Origin of the sequence: Caballeronia sp. ATUFL_F1_KS4A (assembly GCF_023630905.1) — a bacterium.
Lineage (GTDB): Bacteria > Pseudomonadota > Gammaproteobacteria > Burkholderiales > Burkholderiaceae > Caballeronia > Caballeronia zhejiangensis.
Genome location: NZ_JALQEB010000001.1, coordinates 280,565 through 297,390, shown reverse-complemented (window position 1 = coordinate 297,390; position 16,826 = coordinate 280,565). Strand labels below are relative to the sequence as shown.

General features: G+C 66.0%; 19 protein-coding genes. 7 read left to right on the top strand and 12 right to left on the bottom strand.

All coding sequences use genetic code 11. The features are described 5' to 3' along the window. Positions 1-6: 6 nt before the first annotated feature. The 5 genes from NCS03_RS01375 to NCS03_RS01355 are packed head-to-tail and all read right to left on the bottom strand — an operon-like array spanning position 7 to position 4,855. Entirely contained in the window at positions 7-1,179 is a 1,173-nt protein-coding gene (locus NCS03_RS01375; protein WP_250481443.1) for a VanZ family protein, read from the bottom strand. Between the two features lie 34 nt (positions 1,180-1,213). After that, entirely contained in the window at positions 1,214-1,840 is a 627-nt protein-coding gene (locus tag NCS03_RS01370; protein ID WP_008351820.1) for an ABC-type transport auxiliary lipoprotein family protein, read from the bottom strand. Positions 1,841-1,853: 13 nt separating this feature from the next. After that, positions 1,854-2,813 carry an MlaD family protein gene (locus NCS03_RS01365; protein WP_175979746.1) on the bottom strand — a complete coding sequence of 320 codons (960 nt, stop codon included), beginning with the start codon at positions 2,811-2,813 and terminating at the stop codon, positions 1,854-1,856. 30 nt (positions 2,814-2,843) lie between these two features. Further along, complete coding sequence (locus NCS03_RS01360; protein WP_008351823.1) at positions 2,844-3,722, bottom strand: ABC transporter ATP-binding protein; 879 nt, start codon at positions 3,720-3,722, stop codon at positions 2,844-2,846. Positions 3,723-3,727: 5 nt separating this feature from the next. Beyond that, the gene (locus tag NCS03_RS01355) at positions 3,728-4,855 is read right to left on the bottom strand and encodes an MlaE family ABC transporter permease (RefSeq protein ID WP_008351824.1); all 1,128 of its coding nucleotides are present in this window, start codon (positions 4,853-4,855) and stop codon (positions 3,728-3,730) included. Between the two features lie 153 nt (positions 4,856-5,008). Here NCS03_RS01355 and relB point away from each other — a divergent pair, with 153 nt between their 5' ends. The 5 genes from relB to NCS03_RS01330 are packed head-to-tail and all read left to right on the top strand — an operon-like array spanning position 5,009 to position 7,544. After that, complete coding sequence (gene relB, locus NCS03_RS01350; protein ID WP_250528676.1) at positions 5,009-5,230, top strand: type II toxin-antitoxin system RelB family antitoxin; 222 nt, start codon at positions 5,009-5,011, stop codon at positions 5,228-5,230. Then, entirely contained in the window at positions 5,187-5,504 is a 318-nt protein-coding gene (locus NCS03_RS01345) for a type II toxin-antitoxin system RelE/ParE family toxin (RefSeq protein WP_309779193.1), read from the top strand. Before relB ends, NCS03_RS01345 begins: the two co-directional genes overlap by 44 nt. Positions 5,505-5,555: 51 nt before the next feature. Next, a complete protein-coding gene (locus NCS03_RS01340) occupies positions 5,556-6,452 on the top strand; it encodes a biotin--[acetyl-CoA-carboxylase] ligase (RefSeq protein ID WP_175979745.1) in 897 nt (298 codons plus the stop codon). Then, complete coding sequence (locus tag NCS03_RS01335; RefSeq protein WP_008351830.1) at positions 6,449-7,270, top strand: type III pantothenate kinase; 822 nt, start codon at positions 6,449-6,451, stop codon at positions 7,268-7,270. The genes NCS03_RS01340 and NCS03_RS01335 overlap by 4 nt, the downstream gene beginning before the upstream one ends. A 34-nt stretch (positions 7,271-7,304) precedes the next feature. Then, a complete protein-coding gene (locus tag NCS03_RS01330) occupies positions 7,305-7,544 on the top strand; it encodes a hypothetical protein (RefSeq protein WP_008351832.1) in 240 nt (79 codons plus the stop codon). 15 nt (positions 7,545-7,559) lie between these two features. On the opposite strand, the gene rfaE2 is transcribed toward NCS03_RS01330, so the two are convergent. The 7 genes from rfaE2 to NCS03_RS01295 form a co-directional block, all read right to left on the bottom strand. Continuing rightward, positions 7,560-8,042 (bottom strand): D-glycero-beta-D-manno-heptose 1-phosphate adenylyltransferase, encoded by a 483-nt coding sequence (gene rfaE2, locus NCS03_RS01325; RefSeq protein WP_034470462.1) that lies wholly within the window; start codon positions 8,040-8,042, stop codon positions 7,560-7,562. Positions 8,043-8,161: 119 nt separating this feature from the next. Then, entirely contained in the window at positions 8,162-9,037 is an 876-nt protein-coding gene (locus NCS03_RS01320; RefSeq protein ID WP_033536551.1) for a ferritin family protein, read from the bottom strand. Positions 9,038-9,432: 395 nt separating this feature from the next. Beyond that, the gene (locus NCS03_RS01315; RefSeq protein WP_250528675.1) at positions 9,433-10,434 is read right to left on the bottom strand and encodes a MerR family transcriptional regulator; all 1,002 of its coding nucleotides are present in this window, start codon (positions 10,432-10,434) and stop codon (positions 9,433-9,435) included. 238 nt (positions 10,435-10,672) lie between these two features. Beyond that, a complete protein-coding gene (locus tag NCS03_RS01310) occupies positions 10,673-11,443 on the bottom strand; it encodes a PhaM family polyhydroxyalkanoate granule multifunctional regulatory protein (protein ID WP_250528674.1) in 771 nt (256 codons plus the stop codon). Positions 11,444-11,479: 36 nt separating this feature from the next. Next, the gene (locus tag NCS03_RS01305; protein WP_250528673.1) at positions 11,480-12,307 is read right to left on the bottom strand and encodes an enoyl-CoA hydratase/isomerase family protein; all 828 of its coding nucleotides are present in this window, start codon (positions 12,305-12,307) and stop codon (positions 11,480-11,482) included. A gap of 18 nt (positions 12,308-12,325) precedes the next feature. Next, positions 12,326-13,504: an ABC transporter substrate-binding protein gene (locus NCS03_RS01300; protein WP_250528672.1), complete on the bottom strand. Its 1,179-nt coding sequence runs from the start codon at positions 13,502-13,504 to the stop codon at positions 12,326-12,328. 97 nt (positions 13,505-13,601) lie between these two features. Further along, positions 13,602-14,588 carry a fumarylacetoacetate hydrolase family protein gene (locus NCS03_RS01295; RefSeq protein ID WP_250528671.1) on the bottom strand — a complete coding sequence of 329 codons (987 nt, stop codon included), beginning with the start codon at positions 14,586-14,588 and terminating at the stop codon, positions 13,602-13,604. A gap of 109 nt (positions 14,589-14,697) precedes the next feature. On the opposite strand from NCS03_RS01295, the gene NCS03_RS01290 reads away from it, so the two are divergent. Together NCS03_RS01290 and NCS03_RS01285 are read left to right on the top strand one after the other, a co-directional pair. Then, positions 14,698-15,510: an IclR family transcriptional regulator gene (locus NCS03_RS01290; RefSeq protein ID WP_250528670.1), complete on the top strand. Its 813-nt coding sequence runs from the start codon at positions 14,698-14,700 to the stop codon at positions 15,508-15,510. A 98-nt stretch (positions 15,511-15,608) separates the two neighbouring features. Next, complete coding sequence (locus NCS03_RS01285) at positions 15,609-16,811, top strand: DUF3108 domain-containing protein (RefSeq protein ID WP_250528669.1); 1,203 nt, start codon at positions 15,609-15,611, stop codon at positions 16,809-16,811. The last annotated feature ends 15 nt before the right edge of the window (positions 16,812-16,826 follow it).

Below are 16,826 nucleotides of genomic sequence, written 5' to 3'. Positions count from 1 at the left end.
GCCGTATCAGGCCGAGCGCCCCGCCTTGCGCGCGCGCCGCCGCGCGAGCCACGCGCGCTCCGCCGCCGAAGCGAGCCAGCCGAGCGCCGCGTACGGCCACACCCACGCGAGCCAGTGCGCAAGCCCGTTGAAATGCAGATAGCGGCCCTGCCGCCAGTCGGCGAGCACGATGTCGAAATACGGATTCACCGGCAGCAGATTGATGAGCGCGAGCGAGATCACGAGCGCCCCGCCCGCGAGCGCCGCGCGCAAGCCGCGCGGCAACGCGACCGACAGCACGCCCGCGATCGTCGCGATGGCGATGCCTTCCAGCGCGCCGTCCGTCGCCCAGTCGAAGGTCAGACCCGCGCGCGACTGCAGAAAGCTTGCGCCCGCTTTCGCGAAGATCGTCATCGCGATCAGGCCGAGCATCAGGCGGATGCGTGGCGCGCGCTGCCGCGTGAGCAGCGTCGCGAGCACGAGCGCGGCGAACAGGCTCGTCGATGTGATCAGCGCTTCCCAGGCGTCGTCCGGCAGAAGCGCGCCGAGCCGGTCCGGCCAGCTTTCGATGTCCCACGCGGCGGGCGTCCACGCGAGAATCGCGTCCTGCATCGCCGGGTCGAGCTCGTCCCACAGCACGCGCGGAAGATCGCCGCCGCCGAAGAGATACGGCGCGGGGAACATCGCCGCGAACGGCCAGAGCGCCGTCAGCCCGAGCACATACGCCGCGTCGCGCTCGAACCACGTAAAGCGGATGCGCCGCAACAGGCCGCGATCGAGCAGCGCGCTCGTCGTGGGCGCGATCAGCATGCCGCCGACGAGCGCGCCGAACGCGTTCGCGGCGAGATCGAGGTTCGAGGCGACGCGCGTCGGCAGATACGTCTGGATCGCTTCCATCGCGCCGGAGAGCAGCGCGCCGCCGATGAGCGCCGCGCCGACCGCGAATGTGCCGCGCAGACGCGGATAGAGCGCGAGCACGATCAGCGCGCCGAGCGGCATGTAGCCGAGCACGTTGGTCACGACATCGAAAACGGTCAGATATTGCGGCAGCGGATCGGTGAGATACGCGAGCGGGCTCAATCCGAGCGAGCGCCAGCCGGAAAACGGATAAAGCGAACCGTAGACGACGAGCGCCGCATACGCGGCGAGCGCCTGCCGGGAGAACGCCGACGGGCGACGCTGCCATTGCTTGATCGTCATGAGCCGCCCGGACGCTTCGATGCTGGGCGGAAGATCATCGTGACGCGGAGAGCGGCTGCGCGGCGAGCCACGCGGAAAGTTGCGCGATCACATCGTCCGATGCAGCCGCGAGCGCCCGCGCGCCGCCGGGGGCATCGGCGCTCGGCGCGGGCGCGCTCGCGGCGAAGCTGCGCTGGCCGACGACGCGGCCTTGCTGCGTGAGCGTCGCGCGCACCGACACGAGGCCGCGGCTTTGCTCGGGCGCATCGAAGACCTGTTCGAAGCTCGTCAGCTCGACTTCGAGCAGCGGCACGGCGCGCACCGGATCGGCGCCCGACAGAACCGGGCCGCGCGCCGCGAGCGCATCGCGCAGGCGTTGCGTCAGCAACTGCGCGGGCGGCATCGTCCAGTGGCTGTTCGAATAGTTGCCGGTGCGCTGTGCATCGACATAGCTGAGCCGATACGCGAACGAATCGGTTTCGAGACTGCGCGGCGCGCCCACCGCGAGCACTTTGACCGGCGGCATCGGCGCGGCGTTGGCGCTTGCGTTGGCAGCCGGTATCGCGCCGAGGTCGTAATGCGCGTTCGGCATCGCGGTCGACGTCGATCCGCAACCTGCGAGCAACGCGGCGCAGCCGAGCGCGAACGCCGCGACCGCTCCTTTCATGTCGATGTCCGTCATATCTTTTCCCCGATCAATGCGCCGCTTTCGCCGGCCACGCGAAGCCCGGCTCGCCCGGTCCCGGCTCCTTCTGCGGCGCGCCGAAGAGCACGCTGCGCGGATTGGTGCTGAACGCGTCGGCGGCGCGATCGACGGAACGCGCCGCCGCGCTCACGTCGTCGCTGAACGAATAGAAGCGCGGCAACGCCTCGAAACCGACGCGCGCCGTGATGAAACGCAGCGATTCGTTCATGTCCGCGAGCGCCGCGCCCGCGTCTTCGGCGGCCTTGCCCGCCTTGTTCAAGTTGGACACGAGCGGGCCGTCCGGACGATTCAGGTTCTGCACGAGCTGATGCGTCGAGGCGAGCGTCGTGTTGATCTGCCTGAGCGTCTGCGGCAACTGCGCCGTCGCGGGCTGCACCTGGCTCGCAAGCGTCGCGATGCCGTCGGCGGCGGTTTGCAGGCTCTTCGTCGTCGCCATGAGCTGATTGCGCACGTCGTCGGAGAGGAACTTGTCGGCGTCGTCGGAAAGGCGCTCGAACTTCTTCAGGATGATGTCGCCGCGCTGCTGCAACTGCTCGAAGAGACCGGGACGCATCGGCACTTCGGCGACGTGCTGCGGCGACGAAGCCAGCGCGGCCGTATCGGTGCCGGTGTCGTCGAGCTGCACGAACGCGATGCCCGTCACGCCCTGAAAGCCGAGCGTCGCGTACGTGGAATGCGTCATCGGCGCGTTCTTGTCGACGACAATGCGGATGCGGATCTGCCCCGGATGCGACTTGTCGAAGCTGATCGACTGCACCTTGCCGACGCCCAGGCCGCGATAGCGCACGGCCGCGTCCGTGAAGAGGCCGGTCACGTTGGTGCGCGCGATCAGATCGTACGGCACGCGCACGGTGCGATCGACGTTGAAGAAGAACACGGCGAACGCGATGGCCAGCACGAGCACGATCGTGAAAAGCCCGGTCCAGAACGCGTGTGATTTGTTTTCCATCGGCAGGTTCCTTTGGCGCTCGCTTCGCGCTTACTTGTTCACGGCGATCGGCGCATCTTCGAGCGCGGCCGGCGGCAGCTTCGCGCGGCGCTCGGACGGCAATGCCTGCAACGCGCGGCGGCCGCGTCGCCCCAGAAAGTACTCGCGGATAAACGGATGATCCACCGCGCACGCCTCTTCCACCGGCGCCGCGACGAGCACGCGATGATCCGCCAGCACCGCGACGCGCGTGGACAGCGCGACCATGGTGTCGAGATCGTGCGTGACCATCACGACCGTCAGACCGAGCGCGCGATGCAGCGTCGCGATCAGATCGACGAATTCGTCCGATGCCTTCGGATCCAGCCCGGCCGTGGGTTCGTCGAGGAACAGCAGTTCGGGCTCGAGCGCGATCGCCCGCGCGATGCCGACGCGCTTCACCATTCCGCCCGACAACGCGGACGGCATCTTGCTCGCGTGCTTGCACGACAGGCCGACCATTTCGAGCTTCAGCATCACGAATTCGCGGATCAGGTCCTCGGGAATCTTGCCGAGTTCGCGAAACGGCTGCGCGATGTTGTCATATACCGTCAGCGACGAAAACAGCGCGCCTTGCTGAAACATCATGCCGGAGCGCGTGCGCAGCATCTTCGCGGTTTCGTCGTCCATTTGCGCCCATTCCTCGCCGAGCACGCGAATGGTGCCCGATGTCGGCGACTCGAGGCCGAGAATCTGCCGCACGAGCGTGGTCTTGCCCGAGCCCGAACCGCCGAGCAACGCGACGATCTCGCCGCGCCGCACATCCAGATTCAGATGCTCGTGAATCACCGTGCGCCCGTAGCGCTTGGTGAGATCGCGCACTTCGATCACCGGTTCCGCGATGACGGGCGGCGGCTGATGACGAACGGCGGTGGCGAGCGTGGTCGACATGGCGGTCAGAGTCCGACGTTCTGAAAGAGGATCGCGAAGACGGCGTCCGCGAGAATCACGATGGTGATCGACGTCACCACGGACGTCGTCGTGCCTTCGCCGAGACTCTGCGAATTCGCCTTGATGCGAAAGCCGAAGTGACACGCGGCGAGCGCAATCAGCATGCCGAACACGACGCCCTTGCCGAGCCCGATCCACAGATTCGCGATCGGCACGACCGACGGCAGCGAGCGAATGAAGAAGTTCATGTCGATGGACAGCACGAGCTTCGCCGCGAGCGCGCCGCCCGTCAGCGCGATGATGTTGGTCCACATGACGAGCAGCGGCATTGCGATGCCGAGCGCGATCACGCGCGGCAGCACGAGGCGCAGGCTATGCGGAATGCCCATGACCTGCATCGCGTCGAGTTCTTCGGTGACGCGCATCACGCCGATCTGCGCGGTGATCGCCGAACCCGAGCGGCCCGCGACGAGAATCGCGGAAAGCACCGGCCCGAGCTCGCGGATCACGGAAAGCCCGAGAATATTGACGATGTACTGGTTCGCCCCGAACGCCTGCAACTGCTGCGCGGACAAGTAGCTCAACACGATGCCGATCAGGAACGCGACGAGCGCGGTGATCGCGAGCGCCTGCGCGCCGGCGCTGTAGATGTTCGCGGAGATTTCCGTCCACGGAATGCGCTGCGGGCGCCGCACCAGCCCGATGAGATCGAGCACGAAGGCGCCGAACATCGCGAGGCCGCCGTACAGGTGATCGAAGAAACCGAAGATGAGCTGGCCGAGCCGCGTGACCGGATCGACGCGATCGACGGCTTCGGGTTCCTCGCGTTCGGCGTCGAGCAGCGCGACGCGCTCGAAGATTTCGCGCTGCGTGTCGGACAGCGCGATGGTCGCGGGCATCTTGCGTCCCCACACGCGCCAGAGCGCCTGGCCGCCGACGTGATCGAGCCGCTCGACGGAAAGCAGATCCCACTGGCTGATCGCCTCGCGCCCGATGGCGCGCAGACGCCGCGTGACGCCGCTCTTCGCGCGATCGCGAGCGAGCGCGAGCGCGGTCCACTGGCCCGATAGCCGGACCACCTTGCCCTGCAGACCGGCTTCCACTCTTAGGCGCGGCGGCGTGTCGAAGTCCAAGGATCGATGGCGCGATGAGACGCGGTTAAAGGGGAGAGGACATTGTAGCGAAGAGTGTCGGGGGGACGCGGGGATGGTGGCAGGCGGGTTTCGGCTGGAAGGCGCAAGGATCGGAATTTCCGTGTTGCGGTGCACTTGAGTCGCTGAGCCATCATGGTTTCGACAACTCTGGTGCAACCGCAATGGACAAACGACTCGATCCGCTTATTTCCGAACTCGGATTCGCTCGAAGAGGCTGAACTGCACGACGCCTGGTTCCGCGCGGAGGTAGAAGCGTCACTTGCGGACCCGGAGCCGTCGATTCCCAACGATCAAGTATTCGCGGAAATGGATGCGCTCGTGGCGGCCAAGCGAAAGGCACGGAATGCTCGTTGATTGGCGGCCGCGCGCACGGAGACAACTCAGGGAAATCTACGAATACATTGAAGAGCGTGATCCGCAGGCGGCCGACAATCTACTTTCGATGAACAGGGAAGCAGTCCGGACGTTAGCGGATGTTCCATACATCTATCGTCACGGAAGGGTCTCGAATACCAGAGAGATGGTGGTTCATCCGAATTACTTGGTGGTTTACCGTGCGACGGACCGCGTCACCGTACTGGACTCGCTGCATGCACGGCGGCGGTATCCGAGCGACAAGACGCGCTGAAGCGGAGTTTCACGGGCTTCGAACACGCATCCCACGGCTACAATACCCGCCATGACCCCCTCTCCTTTCGCCCCCTTCGCCCCCGACGCGCCCTGGCGCATCGACCGCTCGCGGCTTGCGACGCTTGCCGAGCGGCCCGCTCGCGACTGGACCATCGACATCGTCGACGAAACGGGCTCCACCAACGCCGACGTTTTGGAGCAGTTGCGCGCCTCGCGACGCGACGGCACGCCTGCACCCGTCGTCCGCGTCGCGTACTCGCAATCCGCCGGTCGCGGGCGGCGCGGGCGCGCGTGGCTCGCCGAACCGGGCAATGCGCTGCTGATGTCGGTCGGCTGCGTGCTGCGGCGGCCGATCGAAGGGCTGTCGGGTCTGAGTCTCGCCATCGGCACCGCCGTCCTCGATGCGCTCGCGCGTCTGCCGCTCACGCCATCCGCGCGTCCTGCGCTGAAATGGCCGAACGACGTCCTGCTCGACGACGGCAAGCTCGCCGGGATTCTCATCGAAACCGCGTGGAACACGCCTGACGCGACCGCGGTCGTGATCGGCATCGGCATGAATCTGCACGGCGCGGAACAACTCGCCGCGCAGGTCGACGAAGCCAACCGGCTCGCCGCGCAATCCGCGCCCGGCGCCGCGCCGGCAGCGCTCGCGCGGGCATGGCCCGACGCCAATCTCACCGACACTCTCGCCGCGCTCCTCAACGCGCTCGACGCAGCGCTGCCGCGCTTCGAAGCCGAGGGCTTCAGGCCGTTCCGCCAGCGCTGGCTCGACGCGCACGCGTGGGCCGGACGTGAAGTCGCGCTGATCGACCAGGGCATGGAAGTGACGCGCGGCATCGCATCGGGCGTCGACGAGGGCGGCCAGTTGCTGATCGACGCGCCCGAAGGCCCGCGCGCCGTCACGACCGGCGAACTCACGCTGCGCCTTGCGAAGGAACGTCCGTGAACGCGTCGGGAACCGAGGCGCCGTATCTGCTCATCGATGCGGGTAACAGCCGCATCAAATGGTCGCTCGTCGATGAAGCCGGCGCGTCGCTCGCGAACGGCGCATTCGAGCACGCGCATCACTCGACCGTCGCCGACGACGCCGCGCTCGACGATTGGTCCGAACTTCCCGCGCCGGCGAGCGCGTGGATTTCGAACGTCGCGGGCATGCCGGTACAGAACCGCATCCAGCGCCTGCTCGACGCGCGCTGGCCGACGCTGCCGCGCACCGTGGTCCGCGCGCGCGCCGAGCAGTGCGGCGTCATCAACACCTATGCCGATCCGGCCCGACTCGGCAGCGACCGCTGGGCCGGCATGATCGCAGCGCGCGCGGCGTATCCGGGCGAGCATCTGCTGGTCGCGACCTTCGGCACGGCGACGACGCTCGAAGCACTGCGCGCCGACGGCGTGTTCACCGGCGGCCTCATCGCGCCCGGCTGGTCGCTGATGATGGAATCGCTCGGCAGCCATACGGCGCAATTGCCGACGCTCGACGCGGCATCGGCGCGTGAGGCGCTGAGTCAGACGCGCAGTCTTTTCGCCACCGACACCGCCGCCGCGCTATCCGCCGGATGCCTGCTCGCGCAGGCGAGCCTGATTGAGCGTGCGTGGCGCGACCTCAAGGCCGACTGGCGCGCCGACGTCCGGCTCGTGCTGGGCGGCGGCGCGGCAAATGAAATCGCGGGCGCGCTCGACGTGCCGCACACCCGACACGATTCCCTCGTGCTGTCCGGCCTCGCGCTCATCGCGCGCGACGCGACGGCGCGCCACTCATCCTGACTTTTCTGATTTGATTGACGGACGGAGCCCAAGAATGCTGCGCTGGCTGATCGCCCTTCTGATTCTCGCCAACTTGCTGATGTTCGCGGTCATGCGCGGCATGTTCGGCCCGCTTCCCGCGGCCGGCGTGCGCGAACCGCATCACTTATTGCAGCAGGTTCATCCCGAGGCGCTCGCGACGCGCCCGCTGAGTCCCGAAGAAGCGTTCGATCAGCCGCGCGTCGGCGGACCGGCGCCTGCCGCCAACGTGCAGACCGCGCCGCTCGGGCAGTGATCGCGCGCGTGCGAATCAGCTCTGCGCGCGGACTTTCTTGAGGAGCGCGGTCGTCGATCGATCGTGCTCGAACGCGATGGCGAGCGCCTTGCCGCCCCAGCCGCGCACGAGTGCCGATTCGGCCAGCTTGTCCATGTCGTAGTCGCCGCCCTTCACGAGCACGTCGGGGTGCACGGCTTCGATCAATTGCAGCGGCGTCGTTTCCTCGAACTTCACGACCCAGTCGACGCTCTCCAGCGCGGCGAGCAGCGCCATGCGGTCATCTTCCCGATTGATCGGGCGATCGTCGCCCTTGCCTAGCGTGCGTACCGACGCATCGCTGTTCACGCCGACGATGAGCGTCGCGCCGAGCGCTTTCGCATCGGCGAGATAGGTCACGTGGCCGCGATGAAGGATGTCGAAGACGCCGTTGGTGAAAACGACGGGACCGGCGAGCGTCGGACGGCGCGCGGCGAGCGCTTCGCGCGTGATGATCTTGCGTTCGAAAATAGCGGGCATGACGGCGCTCGTTGCGATGTGCTGAAAGCGCGCATTGTGCCACGGCGCTTCGCACGGGAAAAATGCAAAACGGCTCGCCGGTGCTGACCGGCGAGCCGTCCGTTCATCGAAGCCGAAACTCAGGCCGGCTGTTCAGCCCCGCCGCCCGGCGCGGCCTGAAGCCGCTGCGTCACTTCCTTGCGATAGCGATTCAGTTCCTGCGCGGTCACGAACGAACGCTCGAACAGAATCGACAGGTTGTGCAGAATGCGCTCGACGACCTTCTTCTCCCAACTGTCGTCGAAGCGGATCTGGTCGTCCAGCCAGCGCTCGAGCCATTCGGGATCGGGCAAACGCGACTGCACGGTGTCGCGCGGGAAGAGCGCCTGATTCACATGCAGGTTGGTCGGATGCAGCGGCTTTTCCGTACGGCGCGCGGACGCCATGAGCACGCCGATCTTCGCGAACGCCGCACGCGCGGTGTCGCCGGCGTTGACGAGCGCCTTCTTCATGTAACGCAGATACGCGCCGCCGTGACGGGCTTCGTCGCGCGAGATGGTTTCATAAATGTGCTTGATGACGGGTTCCGTGTGCCACTCGGCCGCGCGGCGATACCAGTGATTCAGGCGGATTTCGCCGCAGAAATGCAGCATCAGCGTTTCGAGCGGCGGCGCCGGATCGAACTCGAAGCGCACCGCGTGCAGCTCTTCTTCGCTCGGCACCATGTCGGGCTTGAAGCGCCGCAGATACTCCATCAGCACCAGCGAATGCTTCTGCTCCTCGAAAAACCACACGCTCATGAACGCGGAGAAATCGCTGTCGTGGTGGTTGTCACGCAGGAACATTTCGGTTGCGGGAAGAGCGGACCATTCGGTGATCGCGTTCATCTTGATGGTTTTGGCCTGCTCGTCGGTGAGCAGGGAAGCATCGAATTTGTCCCAGGGAATGTCCTTCTCCATATCCCAGCGGACGGATTCCAGCGATTTATAAAGTTCCGGATAAAGCATGGTGTTCATAGTCCACCCCTGATGCCACTTATGCGACGTTATATCTGTATTGACTTTCGGCCGGAACGTGCAGACATGCCTTGCACGCGAGCAGCCAAGCTTTCAATTTTACGCGGGATTCGGTCGGCCGAAGACGAAATGCGACAACGAAGCGCGACATTTGGCGCTGCGGCAACGCGTCGCGTCCCGCGTAAACACTGCACTCCCCGTGCAAATGTTGCTGTTGTGCGTCTTGTTCTACCGTGGGTGAGGAGCCAAACCTGTGCCTGAGGTATGTTCAAGTGGCGCCGAACTGCCGCCGGAACCGCGCCGGCCGCGCAGTATGACGTGCGTGCATGACAACGATGCGATGCGCGCTTGATGCGGATTTCCGCGCCAATGCCCGACGTTTCGGGCGTCGTCGATCATAGCACGGTGGATTGACGCCAATCCGCGACGGTCTCATCGATCGGGGTCAACCCCGCGATGTGATGCACGCCGTCGTCGAACTTGCGGCGCAGCGCCGGGCTGCTGCCGCCAACCCAGATGCGGACGTGCGGCGGCAGCAGGTTGCGCAGGTCGGTCAGCCCGTTCGAAATGGACTGCGCCGGCAGCACCGCCGTGAACGACAGCGCGACGATATCGATCTTGTGCACCGACACGGCATCGACGATATCGTGCAGCGGCGTCTGCAATCCCAGTTGCACGCATTCGCACTCGGATAGCGTGAACATCGCCTCGGCCATCAGGATGCCGAGGCCGTGACCTTCGCCGGAAAGCGTCGTGAGCAGCACGCGCGGACGGCCGTTGCGCCCGCGCACGGCATCCGAGAGCGGACGTATCAGCGTGCGCAGCGTCGACTGGATCGCCTCGCTGAACAGATGTTCGTGATAGACCTGCAACGTGCCCGCCGCCCACGCATTGCCGATGCGTGCCGACAGCGGCGCCGCGACATCCAGCACGAAGCGTTCGAGGCCGTCGCGCGTTGCGCGCTTCAGCAGGCCGAAGCGGAAATCGTCATAAGCGCCCGCGCGCAGCAGTGAGATCAGATGGTCGAGCTCGGCGTCCGGCGCGTCCTGGCCGACGCCCGAGCTTTCGGCCAGTTGCTGCAGCGCGTCGATCGATTGCCCGAGCACTTTGCTCGGCCGATGTCCCGCGTCGAGCAATCGCTTCACGAGCCGCAGCTTCGTCACCTGCTCCTGCGGATACAGCCGCTCCCCGCCGGAAGTGCGCATCGGCTGCGGAAATCCATACCGGCGCTCCCAGACACGCAAAGTGTCCTTCGTCAGACCAATCTCCTGAGCGATCGCGCCGATGCCTATGCCGGTCGCGCCCGCCGTTGCGGCGCTTGGCGGCACGGGTTCCGGACGCTCGGGGCCATCGGAGATCGAATCCGAATCGAATTCTTGTTCTGATGAGTTTGTCATGGACAGACCGGTTCGAACGAAATATCGCATTCGATGCAGATTGCGTGCCCAACGCCGATGGATGGACAAAGATTCCGCACCGTCAAGCTTTCATCATAGACAAAATCGAAATGTGCGTCGGTGCTGAGATGCGTTTCGGCTACGGAAATGTGCGCGTCGAGGGGAATTGGCGAGCGCGGCGGCGCTATGCGCGCCGCCGGTCGTAGTGAAGGAAGTGAGCGCGCCGGAACGCGCGTAGTCAGCCGGGTTTCTTGCGCGGCGCCGTCTTGCGCGCGGCCGCCTTCTTCGCGGCCGCCGCGTCGGGCCTTTCATCGGCGTCGTTGGCGGGCTGCTCCGCGGCGCTCTCACCAGCGGCGGCCGGCTGCGCGGCCGCGGCGCCCATCGGGTTGAGCGGGCCGCTCATGCCGGGCTGAATCATCGCGAGATGCGCAAGCTGATTGAACTGCGATTGCAGCACGTTCCACCAGCCGGTCGGATCGAAGCCGGGCGGCGGCGCTGAAGTCTGCCCCGAAGCGTCTTCGCCTTCAGCCGATGCCTCGCTCGCGGGCGCGGCGCCCGACGCTTCCTGCTTCGGGGCATCGGTCTTCGCCGCGCCGCCCATCGGCCATCCGGCTGACGCGGCCTTCGCATTCTCCGCCGCCGCGGTGTGCGCGCTCTCGACGGACGTCTGAGCGAACGCGCCGAACGCGCGCAGCGTCGCGAGCGTCGCGCGCTGCACTTCGAGCGCCTGAATCGCCGATTGCAGCATGTTGAGATTGAGCTTCAGCCAGTGCTCGACGGCGCGCATGTCGGTCACGCGCTTGTCGAGTTCTTCGATGTTGCTGAGCGGAGCGAGCATGTCGGACATCATCGAGAGGGAGGGGCCCATGCCCTGCCCGCCGCCGGGCATCGCGGCGGCGAACGGATTCAGGCGCATCAGTTCCCACATCTTGCCCATCATGTCGGCCTGGCCGAATCCGGGAAAACCGGGAATCGTGTAGGGCGGCGTGCCGCCGGCGTTATCGGTCATTCGACTCTCCTTGTTTTCGTGTGAGGTTCGCGCGGTTCAGAACGGCGCGCCGCCCGGGAAATCCGGCGCGCGCCGTTCGCGCAGCGAGCGCATGCCTTCGTGCACGTCCGGCCCCGCGAAGCCCATGAATTCGAGCGCGAGCGACGTATCGAAAGTCGGCCCCGCCGAGCGCAGCCAGTTGTTGAGCGCGTACTTGGTCCAGCGAATCGCGGTCTGCGAACCTTGCGCCAGACGGTTCGCCACTTCGATTGCCTTCGGCATGAGTTCGTTCTCGTCGACGGCGAGCGACACCAGCCCGATGCGTTCCGCCTCCTCGCCGCTCACCGGCTCGCACAGCAGCAGATAGTACTTGGCCTTCGCCATGCCGCACAGCAGCGGCCAGACGATCGCCGCGTGATCGCCCGCCGCGACGCCGAGCCGCGTATGCCCATCGATGATGCGCGCCGACTTCGACGCGATCGAAATATCGGCGAGCAAGCCCGCGACCAGCCCCGCGCCGACCGCCGGACCGTGCATCGCGGAGACGATCGGCTTGCCGCAGTTGATCACGTTATAGACGAGATCGCGCGCCTCGCGCCACACCCGCGCGCGCACGTCGAAATCGTTCGCCATCTCTTCGACGAGCCCGAGATCGCCGCCCGCCGAAAAGCCCTTGCCTTCGCCGCGAATGAGCGCGACGCGCGTGTCCGGATCGCGATCGATGTCGCGCCAGATATCCGCGAGCTCGCGATGCATGTTGGCGTCGGCGGTGGACAGGCCGCTCTTGTTCGCGCCCGCGCCGGGCATGACGACTTCGAGCACGCCATGCGGATGGCGGCGCAGTTCGAGCGACCTATAGCCCGAATACATGGATAGATCGCTCATGGTCTCGTCGATTGAAGGTTAGCGCGGCTGATAGACCCACTTGCCGTCGCGGATCTCGACCAGCACGCGCGCGCGCTGATCGAGGCCGATGTGATCGTTGGGCGACATGTTGACCTGCCCGTTGGTGTCGGAGAAATTCTTCGTGCCTTCGAGCGCATCGCGCAGCGCAGCGCGAAACGCCGGCGTGCCGGGCGCGCCCGCTTTCATCGCGATAGGCACCGCGCGATTGAGCAGCATGCCCGCGTCCCACGCATAGGAGCCGAACGCCGAGACCGTGCCCGCGCCCTGCTTCGCCTCGTACAGTTTGATGTATTCGAGTGCGAGCCGCTTGGCCGGATGGTCGTCGGGCAACTGCGCGGCGACGAGCACCGGGCTCGCGGGCAGGAACGTGCCGTTGCAATCCGCGCCGCACACGCGCAGGAAGTCGCGGTTGCCGACGCCGTGATTGTGATAGACCTTGCCTTTGAAGCCGCGCTGCGCGAGCGTTTTCGGCGGCAGCGCGGCGGGCGTGCCGGCCGCGCCGACGACCACCGCATCGGGCTTGGCCGCGAGAATCTTCAGGATCTGCCCGGTCACGCTCGGATCGGTGCGATTGAAACGTTCATTCGCGACCACTTCGATCTTGTGCAGCTGCGCGAACTTCGCGACTTCGGCGTAGAAGGTCTCGCCGAGCGCGTCCGCCTGGCCGATGTACGCAAGCGTCTTCACGCCATGATTGCTCGCATGCGCGATGATCGCGGAGGCCATCATCGCGTCGGTTTGCGGCGTCTTAAAGACCCAGCGGCGCTTGTCGTCGACAGGCTCGATGATCTTCGCCGACGACGCCAGCGAGATCATCGGCGTTTGGCCTTGCGCGACGACATCGATCATCGCGAGCGAGTTCGGCGTGATCGACGAGCCGATGATCGCATCGACCTGATCCTCGCTGATGAGCTTCTTCGTGCTTTGCACGGCCTGCGTGGTGTCGGAGGCGTCGTCGAGCACGATGTAGTCGACGGGCTTGCCACCCATTTCCTTCGGCAAGAGCGCGACGGTATCGCGCGCGGGAATGCCGAGCGACGCGGCCGGCCCCGTAAGCGACAGCACGAGACCGATCTTCACGTGCTGCGCCGTCTGCGCGAATGCCGCCGTTGCCACCGTCGCGGCGGCGAGCGCGAATGCCGCGCCCGCCAGAAATTTCCACTTGCCTGCCGCCATCGAAGTCTCCTTTTTTTGATCGTTCTTGTGCTGCCCGAAGAGCAGCCCGGCAAAGTGTAAGGCGAGGCTTGGGCGCGCCGCATCGGGCGAAACCCGTTCAATGCTCCGGTTGCACGACCGCCTGATCGATTGCGCCGAAGATCGACTTGCCTTCTTCGTCGAACATTTCGATCTTCACGCTGTCGCCGAATTTCATGAACTCTGTCTGCGGCGCGCCGTGCTCGATCGTCTCCAGACAGCGCTTCTCGGCGATGCAGCAGTAGCCGCGCTTCGTGTCCTTGTTCGAGATCGTGCCCGAGCCGACGATCGAGCCCGCGCGCAGATTGCGCGTCTTCGCCGCGTGCGCGATGAGCTGGCCGAAGTGGAAGACCATGTCGGTGCCGCAGTCCGGCTGACCGACTTTCCTGCCGTTCCAGTGCACGATCATCGGGCGATGCACGCGCCCTTCGCGCCACGCGTCGCCGAGTTCGTCGGGCGTCACGGCAACCGGCGAGAACGCGGTCGCGGGCTTGCTCTGGAAAAAGCCGAAGCCCTTCGCAAGTTCGGCGGGAATGAGATTGCGCAGCGACACGTCGTTGACGAGCATCAGCAGGCGCACGCTGCGAAGCGCTTCGTCGGGCATCGCGGCCATGTGTACGTCGGACGTGATGATGGCGACTTCCGCTTCGAAGTCGATGCCATACGATTCCGTCGCGCACACGATGTCGTCCGTCGGGCCGATGAAGTCGTCGCTGCCGCCTTGATACATCAGCGGATCGGTCCAGAATTCGGGCGGCATTTCCGCTTTGCGCGCCTTTCGCACGAGCTCGACGTGATTCACGTACGAGGAGCCGTCCGCCCACTGGAACGCGCGCGGCAACGGCGCCATGCAGGCTTTCGGATCGAACGAAAAGCTGTTGCGCGCGCGGCCGGCGTTCAGCGCTTCGTAGACTTCCATGAGTTGCGGCGCGTAAAAGGTCCAGTCGTCGAGCGCGCGTTGCAGCGTCGAGACGATTCCATCGGCGATTGCGGCCGTGCGCAGGTCGCGCGAGACGACGATCAGCTGGCCGTCGCGCGTGCCGTCCTTCAAGGTTGCAAGTTTCATGGAGCAGTGCCGGGTGAGCGTGGTGACGCGGGTGACGTTAAAGGAAATGTATTTTACGATGGTGAATCCGCCGCCGGCACTCGGCCGAACGGCATAGGCCTTTTCGCACATGCAATCCACCTCTCTCACCGACGACGAAGACACCAGCGACGCCGCCGAAGAAAAAACGCGCTCCGGCATTCAGTCGATCGAAGTCGGCTTCCGGCTGCTCGACGTCCTCACCAACGAGCCGCGCGCGATGATGCTGCGCGATCTCGCCCAACGCGCGGGCATGAGCCCGGCAAAGGCGCATCGCTATCTTGTGAGTTTTTTGCGGCTCGGCGTCGCATCGCAGGATCCGGTTTCCGGGCGCTACGAACTCGGCGGTTTCGCGTTGCAAATGGGCCTCGCGCGGCTTGCGCGCGTCGATGGCGTGCGGCTGGCGCGCATCGCGCTCGCGGAACTGCGCGACCGGCTGGATCAGACGGTCGGCATCGCGGTGTGGGGCAATCAGGGGCCGACCGTCGTGCACTGGATGGAATCGAGCCATCCGGCGAAGGCATCGCTCAAGCTGGGCGACGTGATGCCGCTGCTTTCATCCGCGACGGGTCTGCTTTTCGCCGCGTATCTGCCGCGCAGCAAGACGCAGCCGATCCTTGATCGCGAGCTCGCCGCAATGAAGCAGACGATGGCCGATGTCGAGCCGCTTCTCGCCGAGGTGCGCGAGCACGGCGCGGCGCGCGTCGAAGGCATGCTGCTGCCGACGATCCACGCGTTCTGCACGCCGGTCTTCGATTCGACGGGCGAACTCGCGCTCGGTCTCATCGCGCTCGGGCACGAAGGCACGTTCGACACGCGCTGGGGCGGCGAAATCGACTCTGCCTTGCGCGAGTGCGCACGGGGCCTGTCGTACGAATTGGGGCACAAGGCGAGCGAGCGCTGAAAATGTCCGTCGAAGGGGCCAGGAACATCGTTTCCCTCGCGCATGTCTTATGCCTTTCGCCCGATCGTCCGTAACACGCGCTTTTCACGCTTTCCACGATGTCACTGTTTCAATTCCGCCGTCCTCGCCCCGCGTCCGGCGAGCCGCCCGATGCCGCTATCGAATCCGCCGCGCCCCGCCGCTGGGGACGCTGGGTGCTGGCCGTGCTCGTCGTTGCGGGCCTGCATCTGAGCGCGATGCGGTGGATCGAGCACAACCGTCAGCCGGCGAGCGCGCCGCCCGAAACGCCGCCCGTGCAGGTGGAATTGCTGACGCCCAAGCCGATCGCGCCGCCCGCGCCGACGCCGCCCGCGCCGCCGAAACCGGCCGCGTCTCCGGAAACCGCCGCGCCTCCGAAGCCCGCCGCGCCTGCGCCGAAGCCTTCGCCCGCTCCGGTGTCGAGCGCTGCGACGCCAGAGCCCGACGCGCCCGCAGCCGCTTCCGCTCCCGCGCAAATGCCGCAGGCTCAAGCGCCGTCGCCCGCTTCGCAGACCGCGCCGCAACCCAGCGCCGCATCGGGCGACAAGTTCAGCGTCCCGCCCACGGGCGATTTACGTTACGACACGCTCGTGAACGGCATGATGAATCAGACCGGCACGATCCACTGGAGCAACGACGGCCAGCATTACGAAATGATCGTCTCGATCCCGCTGCCTTTCGTCGGTCCGTATGTGTATTCGAGCAAAGGCCATATCGACGGCTTCGGCATCGCGCCGGAACAGTATTCGGAACAGCGCGGCCGCCGTGCCGCCGATATCGCCATCTTCAATCGCGAAACGAAGCAGATCGTCTACACGAAAACGCCGCAAAGCCAGCCGCTCGCGGACGGCGCGCAGGACCGCTTCAGCGTCGTCATGCAGTTGGCGAGCCTCGTGCGCGGCGCGCCGGACAAGTACAAGCCGGGCGTCACGCGGCAATTCAGCGTCGCGGATAACGACAGCAACGAAATCTGGCCGATAGAAACCGTCGGCGACGAAACCGTGGAGGCGCGCGGCGGCTTTACGACGGCGCGCCACTTCACGCGCCTGCCGCGCAAGGAAGGCGACCGCCGCAAGCTCGATATCTGGCTCGCGCCGTCGATCGGCTGGCTGCCCGTGCGGATTCTGCAAACCGAGCCGAACGGAATGCAAATCGAACTGCTCTGGGCAGGCAAGCTCGCCGCGCCGCCGGCGGCGGCACAGGATGTCACCTCGGGCACGCAAGCTGCGTCTGATGAATCCGCGCCCGCCATGCCGAGCACGCCCGCCGCGGACAAACCGTAACGGGGCCGTCACACT